The organism is Brevundimonas sp. AC546, from assembly GCF_979258305.1.
This window is the reverse complement of the sequence record NZ_OZ409849.1, coordinates 1,238,685-1,255,107: the sequence shown is the minus strand read 5'-3', so window position 1 is coordinate 1,255,107 and position 16,423 is coordinate 1,238,685. Positions and strand designations below refer to the sequence as shown.

The 16,423-nt window shown below is 66.7% G+C and carries 9 protein-coding genes; 4 read left to right on the top strand and 5 right to left on the bottom strand.

Annotation, left to right across the window (positions count from 1 at the left end):
* Nucleotides 1–3: 3 nt before the first annotated feature.
* Nucleotides 4–1,077: a pectate lyase gene (gene pelA / locus ACZZZD_RS06195; protein ID WP_463433608.1), complete on the bottom strand. Its 1,074-nt coding sequence runs from the start codon at nucleotides 1,075–1,077 to the stop codon at nucleotides 4–6.
* Nucleotides 1,078–1,177: 100 nt separating this feature from the next.
* Nucleotides 1,178–4,519, bottom strand: a complete 3,342-nt coding sequence (locus tag ACZZZD_RS06190) for a TonB-dependent receptor (RefSeq protein ID WP_463433606.1) — start codon at nucleotides 4,517–4,519, stop codon at nucleotides 1,178–1,180.
* Nucleotides 4,520–4,776: 257 nt separating this feature from the next.
* Between ACZZZD_RS06190 and ACZZZD_RS06185 the strand changes: the two genes are divergently transcribed.
* Both ACZZZD_RS06185 and ACZZZD_RS06180 read left to right on the top strand, forming a co-directional pair.
* Nucleotides 4,777–6,021, top strand: coding sequence for a family 43 glycosylhydrolase (locus tag ACZZZD_RS06185; protein WP_463433604.1), 1,245 nt, complete (start codon nucleotides 4,777–4,779; stop codon nucleotides 6,019–6,021).
* Nucleotides 6,021–7,325 (top strand): pectate lyase family protein, encoded by a 1,305-nt coding sequence (locus tag ACZZZD_RS06180; protein ID WP_463433602.1) that lies wholly within the window; start codon nucleotides 6,021–6,023, stop codon nucleotides 7,323–7,325. Before ACZZZD_RS06185 ends, ACZZZD_RS06180 begins: the two co-directional genes overlap by 1 nt.
* A 21-nt stretch (nucleotides 7,326–7,346) precedes the next feature.
* Here ACZZZD_RS06180 and ACZZZD_RS06175 read toward each other — a convergent pair whose 3' ends face one another.
* On the bottom strand, nucleotides 7,347–8,975 hold the full coding sequence (locus ACZZZD_RS06175; protein WP_463433600.1) for a family 43 glycosylhydrolase: 1,629 nt from the start codon (nucleotides 8,973–8,975) through the stop codon (nucleotides 7,347–7,349).
* A 33-nt stretch (nucleotides 8,976–9,008) separates the two neighbouring features.
* Nucleotides 9,009–10,598 carry a pectate lyase gene (locus tag ACZZZD_RS06170; protein WP_463433598.1) on the bottom strand — a complete coding sequence of 530 codons (1,590 nt, stop codon included), beginning with the start codon at nucleotides 10,596–10,598 and terminating at the stop codon, nucleotides 9,009–9,011.
* 119 nt (nucleotides 10,599–10,717) lie between these two features.
* On the opposite strand from ACZZZD_RS06170, the gene ACZZZD_RS06165 reads away from it, so the two are divergent.
* Both ACZZZD_RS06165 and ACZZZD_RS06160 read left to right on the top strand, forming a co-directional pair.
* Nucleotides 10,718–13,702 (top strand): DUF6298 domain-containing protein, encoded by a 2,985-nt coding sequence (locus tag ACZZZD_RS06165; RefSeq protein ID WP_463433596.1) that lies wholly within the window; start codon nucleotides 10,718–10,720, stop codon nucleotides 13,700–13,702.
* A gap of 15 nt (nucleotides 13,703–13,717) precedes the next feature.
* The gene (locus ACZZZD_RS06160) at nucleotides 13,718–14,587 is read left to right on the top strand and encodes a rhamnogalacturonan acetylesterase (RefSeq protein ID WP_463433594.1); all 870 of its coding nucleotides are present in this window, start codon (nucleotides 13,718–13,720) and stop codon (nucleotides 14,585–14,587) included.
* 6 nt (nucleotides 14,588–14,593) lie between these two features.
* Here ACZZZD_RS06160 and ACZZZD_RS06155 read toward each other — a convergent pair whose 3' ends face one another.
* Nucleotides 14,594–16,381 carry an IlvD/Edd family dehydratase gene (locus ACZZZD_RS06155; RefSeq protein WP_463433592.1) on the bottom strand — a complete coding sequence of 596 codons (1,788 nt, stop codon included), beginning with the start codon at nucleotides 16,379–16,381 and terminating at the stop codon, nucleotides 14,594–14,596.
* Between the last annotated feature and the right edge of the window lie 42 nt (nucleotides 16,382–16,423).

Genomic DNA, 16,423 nt, shown 5'->3' with positions numbered 1-16,423 from the left:
CGCTCAGCCTGCCGTCGTGACCGACCGTTTCCAGGCCGGGTAGTCCTTGTCCAGCACTTCTTCGGCCCACACGCCGACGTAGCGATAGCCGTTGCGGCGCTCGTATTCGATCTCCATCAGGTCGTGGCGGATGACGGCATCGCGGCCGATGTAGATGGGCTGACCCGTTTCCAGATCGTAGAAGCGCGCCCAGATGCGCGCGCCGGGCTTGGGCGCCAGAACGCGGTCGCGGCGCCCTTGCGCGTCCGTGACGAAGACCTCGGTGGTGTCGCGAAGGGCGGCGGCTTCCAGCCAGGCGGCGGCGCCGTCCACGGCGGCGACCACCTCGGGGTTGGGGTCCGGCAGGCTCATCAGGAAACGGGCGATGCCCACGCTTTCCTGACCGGACAGCGACGCCGGCTCGAACCGGCGCGCTGCGGCGGGGGCCAGGGTCTGTGCGTCATGCTGAGCGCACCAGCCGGTCGGGATGCCGTTCTTTCGGACCTGGGTGCGCAGGATAGTGTCCACGCCCCGCGCCACGGCCTGACGCGCGCGTTCGCGCCGCCCGCCATCGACGAAGCCATAGGGCGCGGTCTCGTCGCCCACGTCGCGCAACAGTTCCAGCACATGGACCATGGCGTCGTCGTTGAAGGTGATCTGGTCGTGATAGCCGCCGCGCAGGGGGAAGAACTGCGCCCAGCCGCCGTTCGGCAGCTGGGCCGCCAGCAGATAGTCCAGGCCCCGGTCGAAGGCGGCGCGACTATTCGTGTCGCCCGCCGCGATCGTCCTGGCCAGGAAGGCCAGCGGCAGGGTGGTGCCGCCGTTGTCGATCGTATTGGCCAGGCCCGGATCGGCGTCGGAACGAGGCGCAGCGAACAGGTCGGTGTTCTTGGGCCAGCCGCCCTCGGACGACTGGTGCAGAATGACCGTCGCGGCCAGACGCCGGGCCTGATCCGTGGCGTACCAGTCGGCGGGGCGGCGCACGACGGCTGTGTTCCAGACGACGGCTCCGGCGGTTTGAGGGGCCGCCCAGCCCGGGCCGGCGCTCAACCCCGTCGTGGAAAGGGCGAGGCCCAGGATCAGAGCGACCTTTTTCATCGAGAGCCTTTCCCATTCGGGCAAAAAAGAAGGGGCGCCGATGTTTCGCGGCGCCCCGAGGGACAGCATCCTGGGAGAGATTAGCTGTCGAACGTCAGGGTCAGAATACGAAGCGTGCGCCGATGAAGTACTGACGGCCGGTCGAGCCGTAGCTGGCGACGACAGGGTCCGCCTGATAGGCCCAGCGCTCGTCCGCCTGGTCCGTCAGGTTCAAAGCCTCCAGCGTCAGGGTGACATTGTCCGTCAGCTTGTAGGTCGCGGACGCATCCACGTTCAGCGTTTCGGACGAACCCAGGAAGTCGTTGATCAGCGGCGAGTCGCAGGCGCCGGGATCGCAACCGCCCGAGGCCAGCGGATAGGTGGTCTGATATTCGGCGCGATAGGCGGTGGAGACGCGCGCGCTCCACTTGGGCACTTCATAGAAGATGGTCGCATTGAACGCTTCGGGCGAAGCGCCCAGGAAGGGCGCCGTGCCGGTCAGGTTACGCGCCGGATCCAGAATGTATTCCAGTTCGGAATCGATCTTGGTGTAGTTGGCCTGGACGCCGAAGTTCTTCAGGAAGCCCGGCAGGAAAGTGAAGTTCTGCTGATAGGCGATCTCGAAGCCGCTCAGGGTGCCCCCCGGCGCATCGTTGAACTGGCGCACCTGGAAGGGCAGGTCCGCATCGATGTAGGCGCGACGGCTGTCGGAGGCCACGTCAGTCAGACCGTCGAAGGCCAGACGCAGATTGGCGACCTGATCGGCGTTGAAGATTTCGCTCAGCTTGCCTTCGCGCAGGACGATCTGCGGGAAGCTTTCGATCTCCTTGTGGAAGACGGCGACCGACAGGATGGCGTCGCTGGCGAAATACCATTCGACGTTGAAGTCCAGATTGGTGGCGCGGAACGGCTTCAGCTTGGTGTTGCCCAGGGTGATCCGGGCGTTGGAGCCGTCGAACGCCGCCGCGGCGCCCTGATCGCCGACAGGCACCGCAAAATCGGTGACGCCGGGTTGCAGCGCCGTCATCTGCGGACGCGCCATCACCTTGGCGGCGGCGAAGCGCACGATCAGCTTGTCGTTCAGTTCCCAGACCAGGTTCAGCGACGGTAGGGTATCGTTGTATTCGTTCTCGTTCTGAACGGGTCGTCCGCTGGGCGAGCGACCGCGTGAATCGACCTTGGTCTCGGCGCGACGCAGGCCTGCGTTGCCACGCAGTTCGCCGATGAACAGCGGCACGCGGAAGTCGGCCTGAGCATAGTAGGACAGGCTGTCCTCATCGACCCAGAAGGTGTTGGTGCCGCCGTTGCGAAGGTCCGACAGGCGCCAGTCGCCGAAGGCGTTGATACAGTCGCAGTCGAAGCCGAAGCGTTGCTTGAAGGCGTCGAGGTTGGGCGTGAAGAAGCTGGTCGGCGTGCCTTCCGGCACGTTCAGGCCCTCGCCCCAGCTGGTCAGCTGACCCATTTCGGCGACGCTCGTCGCCTGGACCAGACCGGAACGCACGCCTTCCAGCAGGCTGGGGTTCATCGTGTCGCCGATCAGGCGTTCAAAGCGGGTGTAGTAGAAGTCGAACTTGCGCTTGCTGATGCCGAAGCTGAAGCTCAGGTCCTCGCTGGCGTCCCACTCGAAATCGATCTTGGCGGTCTGGTAGCCGTTCTCGGTGACGGTGCGGAAGTGACGCAGCGCCGAATAGCCCTTTACGACATCCCAGCTGTTGGGGTTGGCCACGTCGAAGCCGAAGTTCATGATCGGCATGTCGCCGCCCTGACGATCGTCGAAGACGAAATAGTCGTTTCCGGCGACGCCCTGGCCCGAGTCCAGGCGGATGAAGTCAGCCAGCAGGCCCTGGTTGGTATTCGAGGACTTGGAGTCCCCGACCAGCAGCGACATGCGGAAGGTGTCGCTGAAGTCGTGTTCGATGTTGATCGAGTTCTGACGGAACTCGGTGGTATAGCCGCCCTGGTCGACGCCCGAACGCATGTCGACATTGCCCAGCACAAGATAGTTGGCGTTGGCGCCCGTCTCGCTGAGACCGGCGTCGATCAGTCGAACCGACGGCCGGCCGATAAAGGCCCCGCGCTGGGCCAGGAACTGCGGATGGGCGATGTAACCGACCGATCCCGGCTGGTTGTAGTAGTCGTAGACTTCCAGGTTGTTGGGATTGAAGCTGCCCGTGCCGGCGGCGAGATTCTGGTTGGTGGCGCCCGGCGCCGTGCCGAAGATCGGCGTACTTCCGTACATCGACTGGCCGCAGTCGATGGCGTCGCGGAAATCGGTTGCGGCCTGACTGGCGCAGTTGGCGTAGGTGGCCCGGCGGTTGGCGTAGGAATTGTTGGTCGCGCTGGCCGTCGTCGCGGTTTGATAGCTGAAGGCCGTTCCTGTGCGGTTGCCGTTGGTGTTGTTGCGGTTCAGCCCGACCGGACCGATCTGGTAGTTGGTCGAGACCTGGTCCTGCTTGGAATACAGGTTGTCGAAGTTGACGATGGTGCGGTCGGTCGGACGCCATTGTCCCGACAGCGTCACGCCGAGACGTTCTTGCTCGACCTCGCGATGGTTCAGCGAGGCCAGTGACGGAATATGCACCAGCGATCCACGGTTCGACGCGCCGTTCAACAGGGCGTAGGCGGCGGGGTTCGACCCGATCAGCAGGTTGCGGGCTTCGGGATTGGTGACGCGCGGAAGGGCGGTGGCGGGGTTGGTGCCGATCGGTAGGGCGAAGCCTTGCGGATCCGTGGTCGCGCCCGAGCCGGCGTTGTTGAAGGTGGCGCCGCGATAGAGATATTCGTTCGAACCGATGCCGCGCGAATAGCTGTCGATGTTCTGCTTGCGCTCGTTGTAGGCGACCGAGCCCATCAGACCGAACTCGCCGATCTTGCTGGTCCAGCGATCCGACGCCAGCAGGGCGACGCGAGGATTGTGGGTGCCGCCGTTCTCGTAATAGGCGTCCTGAAGCGTCAGGGCGAGGCGGCGTTCGCTGAAGTCGAACGGACGGCCCGAGATCAGATCGACGGTCGCGCCCAGCGAGCCTTCGTCGGTCTTGGCGTCGGCGGATTTCTGAACCTTCAGCGAGTTGAACAGTTCGGAGGCGAAGGTGTTGAACTGGAAACCTCGGTCGCGACGCAGGGCGCCGTCGGCATTGTTCGCGCCGGACGTGGACAGGGTTTCCAGGCCATTTAGGCGGACGCGCGTGAAGTCGCCGCCCAGGCCACGCACCGAGATGGAGTTGCCTTCGCCGTTCTCACGGTCGATCGAGACGCCGGGGATCCGCTGCAGGGATTCCGCCAGGTTGGCGTCCGGGAAGTCGGCGATGTCTTCGGCGTTAATGACGTCGACGATGGTGTTGGACCGGCGCTTTTCGCTCAGCGCGCTGGCCAGCGAGGCGCGAATGCCGGTGACGACGATCTCGCCGACCTCGGTGGCCTCGGGGTCGGCCTCCTGCGCCTGGACGGGGGCGGCGAATAGCATCGCACCCATCAAAAGGGCGGCCGGTGAGGCAGCCGCACGCAAATATCCCGTGTGTTGGTTCCGCATTGTTCCCTCCGTTGCAGTCGCGCTCCTAGCCTCTTGGCGGGCTGGATGCCGACTTCCCCTAATCCCGGTGCGCCGGGTCACAATCAAAAAGTAGTATGATACGATTTGGACATCAAGCAGAAATGTCACCGGTGTCATGACGCGCGCAGACGCGGCGTGCAACCTAAAATAACAACGTTTGGAGAAACGCGATGATCTTAGGCAGACGAGGGTTTCTGGCCGGCGCCGCCGGGGTGGCGAGCGTCGGCGCGGCGCGGGGCGCCTGGGCGGATCAGGCGCTGGACGACTCAGGGCGCATCATCCCGACGCCGGAGCGCAATCCCTATCCCTATTCCGGCGTCAGCGGACCGGGCCTGCCGGCGCAGGCGGAGGACGCGCGCGGCGGGTGGATGTCGGGCCTGCCCGGCGTTCGCTACAGCGGCCGACGACCGATGCCTTATCCAGTTCTGCCCTGGGGCGAGGCGGCGACGGGGGGCGCCGTAGACAAGGGGCTGCTGCCGCCAATCCATCCGCTGATCCAAGTGCAACTGCGCGATACCCAGATCTGCATCGGCGGCGACGGGGCCTATTACATGACCGGCTCGACCGGCGGAAACATCTGGGCCTTCAACGACGGGGTCGAGCTGTGGCGCTCCGAGAACCTGTCCGACTGGGCCTATCTGGGGCTGGTCTGGAGCTTGGATCGTGAAGGCGGCTGGGCCAGGGCCTGGCGCGCCCGACAGGGCAAGCCGTTCCGCGCGATCTGGGCGCCGGAAATCCATTATTTGGCCGGCAACTACTTCATCTGTTTCAGCGTCAGCCGCGCGGGGTTGGGCGTCCTGCGCAGCACGAGCGGCAAGCCGGAGGGGCCGTATGAATACGCCTTTTCGCCCGACGCCCATTTGCGGCGCGGCATCGACGCCACCCTGTTCCAGGACGACGACGGCGCGGTCTATCTGACCTATGGCTCGGGCGACGAAATGGTCCGGCTGAAGGACGATATGTCCGGCTATGCCGGGGAGTGGCGCAAGACCGAGTTCGTCGGGACCGAGTGTCTGGTCGCGCGCGACCGCGACCGTTGCCTGCGCGGCGAGAACATCCTGGGCTACGAAGGCGCGACCCTCTTCAAGAAGGACGACCTCTATTATCTGGGGGCGGTCGGGAATGTTGAGGGGCGATATTCGTTCGTCTTCGCTGTGTCTGAAAACATCCACGGCCCCTATCGGATGCGGCACGAGGCGGCGCCCTGCGCCGGCGGCGGCAATGTCTTCAAGGACAGGGAAGGGAAGTGGTGGTCCACCTTCTTCGGCAATGACGAACAGAGCCATTTCCGCGAGAAACCCGGCCTGATCCGGGTTGAGTTCGACGACGCCGGGCGGATCGTCACCGCCAAGGACCAGCCCTTCGCCCGTTCCTTGCCGCCACTGCCTGCGCCCAAGCCGGAGATGATGTCGTGATGGATCGCCGAACCCTGTTGCTGACGGGAGCCGCTCTTGCTGCCCTGCCGACCTCCAGTCTCGCCAAAGACGGGCAGTCGGCTTTTCCTGGCGCCATGGGCTGGGCCGCATCGACGCCTGGCGGGCGTGGCGGGCGGATCGTGCGGGTCACGACCCTGGCCGCCGAAGGCCCGGGATCCCTGCGCGCGGCCTTGGAGGCCGAGGGGCCGCGCATCGTCGTCTTCGAGGTCGGCGGCGTGATCGATCTGAATGGCCACGACATCCGGGTGCAGACCCCCTTCCTGACGATCGCGGGCCAGACGGCGCCGGAACCTGGGATCACCCTGATCAAAGGCGGCGTCAGCATCCGCACCCATGACGTCATCGTGCGCCATATCCGCGTGCGGCCCGGCGCGAACGGCGCGGCGCCCAAAAGCGGGTGGGAGGTGGACGGCCTGACCACCTCGGGCGGCTGGAATGTGATCGTGGACCAGTGTTCCTTCTCCTGGGCCACGGATGAAAATCTGTCGGCGTCCGGCCCGCGCTTCAGCGGTGGAGACACCGTCGAACAGTGGCGTCAGAACACGTCGCGCCGCATCACTTTCAGCCGCAACATCGTCGCCGAGGGCCTGTCCCACTCCAGCCACGCCAAGGGCGAGCATTCCAAGGGCACACTGATCCACGACAATGCGACCGAGGTGCTGATCGTCGGCAATCTGTACGCCCACGACTACGAGCGGAACCAGTTGTTCAAGGGCGGCGCCCATGCGGTGACGGCCAACAACCTGATCTACGACCCCGGCAATCGCTGCATGCACTATGCGCTGAACGCCGAGGAATGGGTCGGCCATCCGTGGGAGGCAGGCCAGCTGTCCATCGTCGGAAACGTGACGCGCGGCGGCCCTTCGACCCACGCCGACCTGCCGTTCCTGATCGTGGAGGGGCAGGGGGATCTGGACCTCTACGCCATCGACAACCCCGCCCGTCATGCCGACGGCCGGCCGATGCAGGAGATCGGGATCATCTCCGACCGCGACCCGAAGATCACATGGCTGGAACGGTCGCCGCACTGGCCCGCCGGTTTCCACGCCCGACCGTCGGGCGAGGTCGAGGCCTGGGTCTTCGCCGAGGCCGGGGCGCGGCCCTGGGCGCGCGACGCCATCGACCGACGCATTTTGCAGGAGGTCCGCGACGGAACCGGCCGGATTATCGACGACGAAAAGGCGGTCGGCGGCTATCCGACCTTGACCCCGACGCAACGCGCCTTCGTCGAGGCCGACTGGGACCTGGCGACGATGACGCGGCGGGACGGCAGGCCGAGCTGACGCCCGGCCTACCTGCGGGTTTCAAAGGGCCTTGAACTTGAAGTTCTTGAACCGGACCTCGCCTTCGCCGGCGGCGTAGATGCCGGGGCGCAGCATCATGAAGCCGCCCCTGACGTTCTGGTTATAGCCCGAGACCTCCATGCCCCGGTCGAACCGGTTCCAGGTCACGCCGTCGCCGGAGGTGTCGAAATAGACGTTCTGGTAGGCGTTGGTCAGGCGGATGAACATGCGACGGCCGTGCGGATTGGCCGGACGTCCGCGCTCGATTCCGTACTGGTGGGTGACGTATCGGGTCGCGTCGAAACCGAGGCCGGCATACAGGGCGCGGTCGTAGAACAGAATCAGGCCGGCGACCGCGCCCGGATCGATCTCGACCTCGCATTCGATTTGATAGGCCTGTTCGCCCTGGACGAAGGTCAGGGGCGAACAGTCCACCGGCGCCTTGCCCTTGGCCTTCATGTGCAGGACGCCGTCCTCGCGACGCAGGCGATCCTTCTCGTTCGGCTGCGGATCGTAGAAGCTCCACTGGATGCCGAACTTGTCGGTAGAGAAGTCGTCCGACAGGGCCATGCCGTGCTGCACGGCCTCGCCGCCCTGGGGCTTGGCGATGGGCTGGGACAGGTCGCCGCCCTTGGCGCGGAACCAACCGTCGTCGGTCCATTCGATCGGATCCAGCAGGGTCTGGCGGCCCAGGCTCCAATAGGCGTTCTCATAGCCGTGATAGACCATCCACCAGTCGCCGTCGGTGGGGCCCTCGACCAGGGTGGCGTGGCCGCGCGACCACCATTTCTCGGCGCCCGAGGCGGTGCGGACGATGGGGTTGTGCGGGCAGTCCTCCCACGGGCCGTTGATCGATTTCGACCGCGCGGCGATGACCATATGGCCGGTGGGCGGGCCAGCCGTGCCGCCGATGGCGGTGATCATGTAAAAATAGTCTCCATATTTCAGCAGTTTGGGCCCTTCTTGGGCGCGTCCTTCGACGATCCAGTCCTCGGGATAGCGCCAGGCGTCATAGACCCGCTCTTCCAACGGCCCGTCGGTGGCCAGGCCGTCGTCGGTCAGCTTCACCCGGTCGCCGCCGTTCAGGAACAGATAGCGTTTGCCGTCCTCGCCGACGATATGGCCAGGGTCGATGTTGGCCGGGATCTTCAGGTCGATGGGCTCGCTCCACGGCCCTTCGATCTTGTCCGCCCAGATGACGTAGTTGGAGCGGTATTCGGGGAAGCGGGCCGGGATGTAGCAGTAGAATTTGCCCTCATGTTTGATCAGCTCGGGCGCCCAGACCGAGCCGATGTTGGTGGTCAGGGCGGCGATCACCGGCTGCCAGTTCACCAGGTCGCGCGAGTGCCAGATGTGGATGCCCGGCACGGATTCGAACGACGAGAAGGTCATGTAGTAGTCGTCGCCGTCCTTCAGGATCGACGGATCGGGGTGGTCGCCCGACATGATGGGATTGAGGAAGGTCCCGTTCCCCAGATCGGCCATCCGCTGGCCCTCGATCCCGCGACGCCATTTCATGCCGGCCCATTCGCGACCCAGGGGCGCGGCTTCCTCGTTGGTCTGGGCGAAAGCGGCGCGGACGGGCAGGGCCGCGGCGGCGACGCCTCCCAAGAGGCCGGTCAGGGCGGCGCGGCGGTCGATGAATCTCATGCGTGTTTCCTTTGTCTTTGTGCCGGACGGAAATCAGGACGGTGTGTGGGCGACGGCGGCGATCAGCCGGCTCATGGCGTTGATGTAGGTTCCGGTCGAGATGCCCATCGGCCCGCTGGCCTCTGTGAAGGGCGAGGTGTCCCAGTCGTCGCCGACCTGACCGCGATCGACGAAACCAGCGGGCGGTTCGGTCGGGCCGGGACCGCGATAGGGATGGCTGGTGGTCTTCAGCTCGACGGGCCAGTAGCCCTCGGCATTCAGGTCCGAGACCAGCGCCGCGATAGAGGCCGGTCCTTGGACGGCGGCGTTCAGATCCGAGCCTGCCTGGGGGCGGGTAATGACATAGTCCGGCATCAGAGACGGGCCGCGCGCGAGCAGAGGCGAGTTCTGCGTCGCTCGCTCAGGCGACAGGGCCGAGAGACGGGCCACGCGACGGCGCAGGGCGGCCACGTCGATATGTTTCTCGCCCCGCGCGCCGGTCATGTCGAAGTCGGCGTAATAGTCGCCGTTCTGGGCGTTGGAGCCGCGCCGATGCACGGCGATGAACCGGTTCGTGCCCGGCTCGACATAGCGGAAGAAGTTGCGGCCCTCATGGTGGGCCCGGGCCGGCGCTTCCATCCGCTCCAGCCAGTCCAGCGCCTGCGGCAGGCGAGCCAGGAAGCTACGGTCGCCGGTCAGTCGATAGAAGTCCAGCATCTTGTCGATGGCCGCAGCGGTGGTGTGGGGCGACACGGCGGCGGGTTCATAGGTCCGGCCCCACGCCGGCTTGAAGTCGGGTGTATATTGCAGCGCCCAGCCCGGCGTCGGGTCCGGCTGTTGCAGGTCGCGGTAGCAGGCCATGGCGCGCTGGATCGGTTCGCGCACCCGCTCGTCCTTCAGCTGCTGCAAAACCAGCAACAGGAGGTCGATGTTCTCGTCCGCCACCTCGTCGTTCAGGGTGATCAGGCCGGTGTAGTCGGGCTTGCCGTGGTTCTCGAACGCGCCCGCGCGGGGCCAACGCTGGGGCCATCCGCCCGACGGCAACTGGCTGTTCAGGACGAAGTCGATGGCCTTGTCCACGGCGGGCCGGAACTGCGCCTCGCCCTTGACCAGATGCAGCCGCAACAGGAAGCGGGCGCATTCGACCGTGGCGTGGTCGTCGAAGGTGGCGTTGCCGTAGTAGTGCTGAAACTCCTCCAGCCGCCAGCCATTGGCGCCGATGGTGTCGTACCAGCGGCGGATCGAATCTTCGCCCGCCGTGTCGATGACATAGTTCCAGCCGCCGGCTGGATGCTGACCTTGGATCAGGGCGTCCGCCGCTTGGGTCGCCGCCGTGTAATAGAGGTCGTCGCCCGTCGCCCGCCAGGCGTCCAGAAAGATTTGGCCCATCTCCGGCGTGCCCGGCGCCTGGGTCCAGACCATGGTCGGATAGGCCTCCATCTCGCCCCAGCGGCGCGACAGATCCGGCAGGTAGGACCAGACATAACCGCCGTTCACCGCCACCTTGTCCGTCATGAAACGGGTGGCGCGGGCCATGGTCGCCAGCACCTGGGCGCGCGTCGGCTCGGCTGCGCGCCAGCCGGCCAGAGGCGCAGCCAGAGCGGCGCCGGCCGCAGTCGCCAGACAGGTGCGTCGGCTGAGCATCAATGACCCTTTCGTTTCCAGGATGTCCGACGCTCTGACGGCGACTTGCGGAATGACACCGCTGGACATGTCTGGAAATATAATAATACTTTTCGGCAAATGGCTAGGGAGGAAAGGCCATGAAATGGCGGATGGGCGGCTTGGCCGCAGTGGCCTTGGTCGCGATGTCGAGCATGGCGGGCGCACAGGACGTTGATCCGCGCGCCGTCTGGCGGATCCCGCCCATCGACTTTTCACATGCCGGCTATCGCGGCGGCGGCGTGGCCCCGGCCGTGCATCCGGCGACCCTGATCGTGGAGCCCGTCGAGGGCGATGACGGCGTACGGATTCAGGCGGCGATCGACCTTGTCGCGGCCCGGCCCGCCGACCGGCGCGGCCATCGCGGCGTGGTTCAGTTGACGGCCGGAACCTATGAGGTCGAGGGTCAGATTCGCATCGCGGCCGACGGGGTGGTGCTGCGCGGCGCGGCCGATGGCGTCACGACCGTGGTGGCGACCGGCGTGGACCGTCGCGCCCTGATCGCCGTCGCCGGCCAAGGGGGCGCTGCGCCGTCAGGCGATCCCGTGTCGGTCGTCAGTGTCGTGCCGGTGGGGGCCATGCGTCTGCCGCTGGCCTCGACCGCAGGTCTGGCGGTCGGTGATCGGATCATGATCCGGCGGCCGAGCACCCAGGCCTGGATCGCCGCCTTGGGCATGGACGACTTCGTCGGTTGGCGGCCCGAGGGGCGGTTGAACTGGAAGCCAGGCACGCGCGACATCGTCTGGGATCGCACGGTGACAGCGGTGGAGGCGGACGCCGTCGTGATCGACGCCCCCCTGACCACGGCGCTGGACCCCGCCATGGGCGGCGGTCTTGTCACGCGCGGGCCATCGACGCCGCGCATCCGCGAGGTGGGGATCGAAGGTCTGACCCTGGTCTCCGCCCATGATCCCGAACGGCCTATGGATGAGGATCACAGCTGGTACGCCGTCGCCTTCGACGGGGTCGAGGACGGCTGGATCCGCAATCTGTCCGCGCGCGGCTTCGTCGGTTCGGTGGTCGACCTGGGCGAGACGACGCGGCGCATCACGGTTCAGGATGTCTCGGCCTCCGACCCCGTGTCCGAGATCGGCGGCTGGCGCCGGCGGGTCTTCTACACGGCCGGCCAGCAGAGCCTGTTCGTCCGCTGCGACAGCCGCGACGGCATCCACGATTTCGGCCTTGGCCATGCCGCGGCCGGCCCCAACGTCTTCCTCGACTGCACCGCCACGGATGCCAAGGGCGACAGCGGCGCGCTGGAAAGCTGGGCCTCGGGCGCCCTGTTCGACGGAGTCAAGGTGCGCGGCGGCGCCCTCACCCTGACCCACCGGGGACGCGAGGCTCAAGGGTCGGGCTGGGCCGCTGCCAACTCCATGCTTTGGAACTGCGAGGCGACGGTGGTCGAGGTGCGCAATCCGCCTGAGGCGCCGAACGCCGCCGTCGGCTGTCGCGGCGAACGGATCGGCGACGGGGTGCTGGAGGACCCGCGCGCCCAGCCCGGCCGCGACTTCCACCGCGCCCAGCCGCAGGAACCGGCCAGCCTGTATCGCTATCAGCTGGAAGCGCGGCTGGGCCACGCGGCCCTGAGCGCACTCGACCCCGTCGTCCTGCCGTCGCCCGCGCGCGGAACCCGCGTCCTGACCGATGCCGAGGTCGCCGCCTGGCGCGACGCCCATCGTGTGTCCAATGACCGCCGTCCGCTGACCCTCGCCGACGGCCGGTTCCAGATCGACGGCCGCCCGGCCTACGTGCGCAAGGTCGGCTTCGCCTTCTTCCAGGCCCAGATGCCCAACGCCGCCGCCGCGGGGTCCGGCCCCTTCCTGACCCGGTTCGCGCCGGGCAAGATCGGACCGGGTCTGACCGACGACCTGGACGCCCTGGTCGCGGGGCTGAACACCGGCGACGTGGTTCAGCATAACTACGGCCTCTGGTACGACCGCCGCCGCGTCGACCACGACTTCTACGGCTCGCCGGATCAGAAGGACGGCGAGGTCTGGGCGCCCTTCATCGAACTGCCCTGGGCCCGCAGCGGCCAGGGGCGGGCCTGGGACGGCCTGAGCAAATACGACCTGACCCGCTTCAATCCCTGGTTCTTCGACCGGCTGGACGGGTTCGCCGAACGGGCCGAGCAGCGCGGCGTCGTGCTGCATCACCGCATGTATCTGCAGCACTGGCTGCTGGAGAGCCGCGCCCATTACGTCGACTTCCCCTGGCGGCCAATGAACGCGATCCAGGCGACGGGAATGCCGATGGAGGTCCCGGCCGCCGAGGTCTTCTGGGACGTGTCCGACCCGGTTCGGCGCGACCTGCATCGGCTCTATATCCGTCATACGCTCGACGCTCTGAAGGACCGGTCCAACGTCATCTTCGGCCTGGATCCGGAATACACCGGCCCGATCGCCTTCGTCCGCTTCTGGCTGGAGACCATTGCCGAATGGGAGGCCGAGAGGGGCCGTTCGGTCTGGGTCGTGCTGGAGGCGCCCAAGGCCGTGACGGACGCCGTGCTGGACGATCCTGTCCTGTCGCGCACGATCGACGGGGTCGAGTTCCACCACTGGACCTATCGCCCGGACGGGACCCTGTTTGCGATTGAGGGCGGCATCGACAAGGCGCCGCGCGAACAGGTGGACGCCATCGCCCGACCGCAGGATTTGGACTACGGCGCGGACCCCGTCCAGGTGCGCCGCGACCTGTGGAAGTCCACGCCCGCGATGCGGTATCGCGCCTATCGCGAATACCGCGATCGCCGCGCCGACCTGGCCTTGCTGGACGGCGACGACGCCTATCCCGACCTGAGCCGGGCCGTCGAGGCGGCCTTTCCGGCGGCGGCGCGGGCGGGGGTGCGACCATCCGACAGCATCATCGCCGGCCCGTCGTCCTGGGGCGGCGCGGACGCCGAAGGGCGGCTGCTGGTCTATGCGATCGAAGGCCCCGCGACGCTGCGCCGACTGACCAGGCCGATGAGCGTGCGCTGGGCCAGCGGCCAGGGCGTCGCCTGCCTGCCCGCCGGGGCGGCCCGTCTGGAAAGCATGACCCAGACCCCCTGGTCCGCCTGGCTCGAACCGACCGCCGCCTGTGCGAACTGAACCGAAGGAAATCCCATGACGCTCGCCGCCATCTTCTCGTCCGTCGCGCTGCTCGCCGCCCCTCAGGCCGCACCCGCGCCGCCGCCTGGGGGCACGCCCATCACGCCGATCCAGGCGTCCAAAATCATCCTGGTCGGCGACTCGACCACGGCGGTGATCGGCGGCTGGGGCCCCAGCTTCTGCGCCGACCACGTGACGTCCTTCGTCGCCTGCGTGAACCTGGCGCGCGGCGGGCGCAGTTCGGGCAGCTATTTCGCCGAAGGCTCCTGGGATCTGGCGCTGGCGGAAATGTCCACGCCCGGCTTCGTCCAGACCTATGTGCTGATCCAGTTCGGCCACAACGACCAGCCGGGCAAGCCGGGCCGCTCTACCGATCTTGCGACCCAGTTTCCCGTCAATCTGAAACGCTATGTGGAAGAGACCCGCGCGCGCGGCGCCATCCCCATCCTGCTGACGCCTCTGACCCGGCGTCAATTCGTCGACGGTCGGCTGCAGAACGACCTTGGGCCCTGGGCCGATGCGGTGCGCAAGGTCGCCGAGGACACGGGCGCGCCCATAGTCGATCTGAACGCCGCCAGCGCCGCCGCAGTCCAGGCCTTGGGGCCAATGATGTCGGCCCGCTTCGCCCAGTCGCCGCCGTCGCCCGAGGTCGCAGCCGCCCTGCTGACCGGCACGACCATCCCTGGCTCGACCGGCGTGACGCCAGCGGCCGCCACGCCTGCGGTCCAGGCCCAGAACAACGCCGCCGTCGAGCCGCTGGGCCAGGCGCGGGTGTCGTTCGACTACACTCACCTGGGGCATGAGGGCGCGGACTTCTTTGCCGCCATGGTGACGCGTGACCTGATCCTGGCCGTGCCGGCCTTGCGTCGCGTGCTTGTTCCTTGACCGGCCTCAGTGGTTGTCGCGCGGCAGGCCGAACTGGTCGATGATGCGGTGGTATTTGATGGCCGGTTCCAGCACGGCGCCGGTCTCCAGCTGGCCGACGACCGCACGCTGCATCTCCTGCCACGGGGTCTGGGAGGCGGGGTATTTGTAGCCGCCCGCCGTCTCGAACGCCTTGCGGCGCTCGGCCAGTTCCTCGTCCGGAATCAGGATGTCCGCTCGGCCGGTGTTCAGGTCGATGCGCACCCGGTCGCCGGTCTTCAGCAGGGCGATATCGCCGCCCGCCGCCGCTTCCGGCGAGGCGTTCAGGATGGATGGCGAGCCGGAGGTGCCGGACTGACGCCCGTCCCCGATACAGGCCAAGGCGCTGACGCCCTTCTTGATGAGGTAGGACGGCGGCCGCATGTTCACGACCTCGGCCGCGCCGGGATAGCCGATGGGACCGGCGCCGCGCATGAACAGTAGGGTCTGTTCGGTGATGCCCAGGCTCTCGTCGTCGATGCGGTGGTGATAATCCTCGGGACCGTCGAACACGACGGCCGGGCCTTCGAAGGCGTTCAGGTCGTCAGGGTTGGACAGATAGCGTTCACGGAACTCAGGGCTGATCACACTCAGCTTCATGATGGCCGAGTTGAATAGATTGCCGGTGAAGACGACGAAGCCGGCGTCGGTCTTCATCGGGGCGTCGAAGGTCTTGATGACGTCGGGCAGGACGATCTCGGCGCCCTTGCAGTTCTCACCGATGGACTTGCCGGTGACGGTCAGGGCGCCCTCGTTGATCAGCCCCTGTTTCATCAGTTCGGCCATGACGGCGGGCACGCCGCCGGCGTGGAAATAGTCCTCGCCCAGATAGTCGCCAGCGGGCTGGAGGTTGACCAGCAGCGGCACGTGCAGGCCTTGGGTCTGCCAGTCCTGCAGCGGCACATCGACGTGGGCGTGGCGGGCAAGCGCGGTCAGATGGATCGGGGCGTTGGTCGAGCCGCCGATGGCCGAGTTGACGACGATGGCGTTGTGGAAGGCTTCCTTGGTCAGGATGTCCGACGGCTTCAGATCCTCGCGCACCATCTCCACGATGCGCAGGCCGGTTTCGTAGGCGACCTGGGCGCGCTCGCGATACGGGGCCGGGATGGCGGCCGAGCCGGGCAGCGACATACCCAACGCCTCGGCCAGCGAGTTCATCGTCGTGGCTGTACCCATGGTGTTGCAATAGCCGACCGACGGGGCGGACGACGCCACCAGTTCGATGAAGCCGTCATAGTCGATCTCTCCGGCCGCCATCATCTGGCGCGCCTTCCAGATTATCGTGCCCGAGCCCGTGCGCTCGCCCTTGTGCCAGCCGTTCAGCATCGGTCCGACCGAAAGGGCGATAGCGGGGATGTCCACGGTCGCGGCGGCCATCAGACAGGCGGGCGTGGTCTTGTCGCAGCCAATGGTCAGCACCACGCCGTCCAGGGGATAGCCGTAGAGACTTTCGACCAGACCCAGATAGGCCAGGTTGCGGTCCAGGCCTGCGGTCGGGCGCTTGCCGGTTTCCTGGATCGGATGGACCGGGAACTCCATGGCGATGCCGCCGGCCTCGCGGATGCCTTCGCGGACGCGTTCGGCTAGCACCAGATGGTGGCGGTTGCACGGCGACAGGTCAGAGCCGGTCTGGGCGATGCCGATGATCGGCTTGTCCGACTGAAGCTCTTTGCGCGTCAGGCCATAGTTCAGATACCGCTCAAGATAGAGCGCGGTCATGTCCGGGTTTTCCGGGTTGTCGAACCAGGCGCGGCTGCGGAGCTTGGGCGGCATCATTATGCGAACCATATTCAGCACTAATCGAATAAACTATTTGTT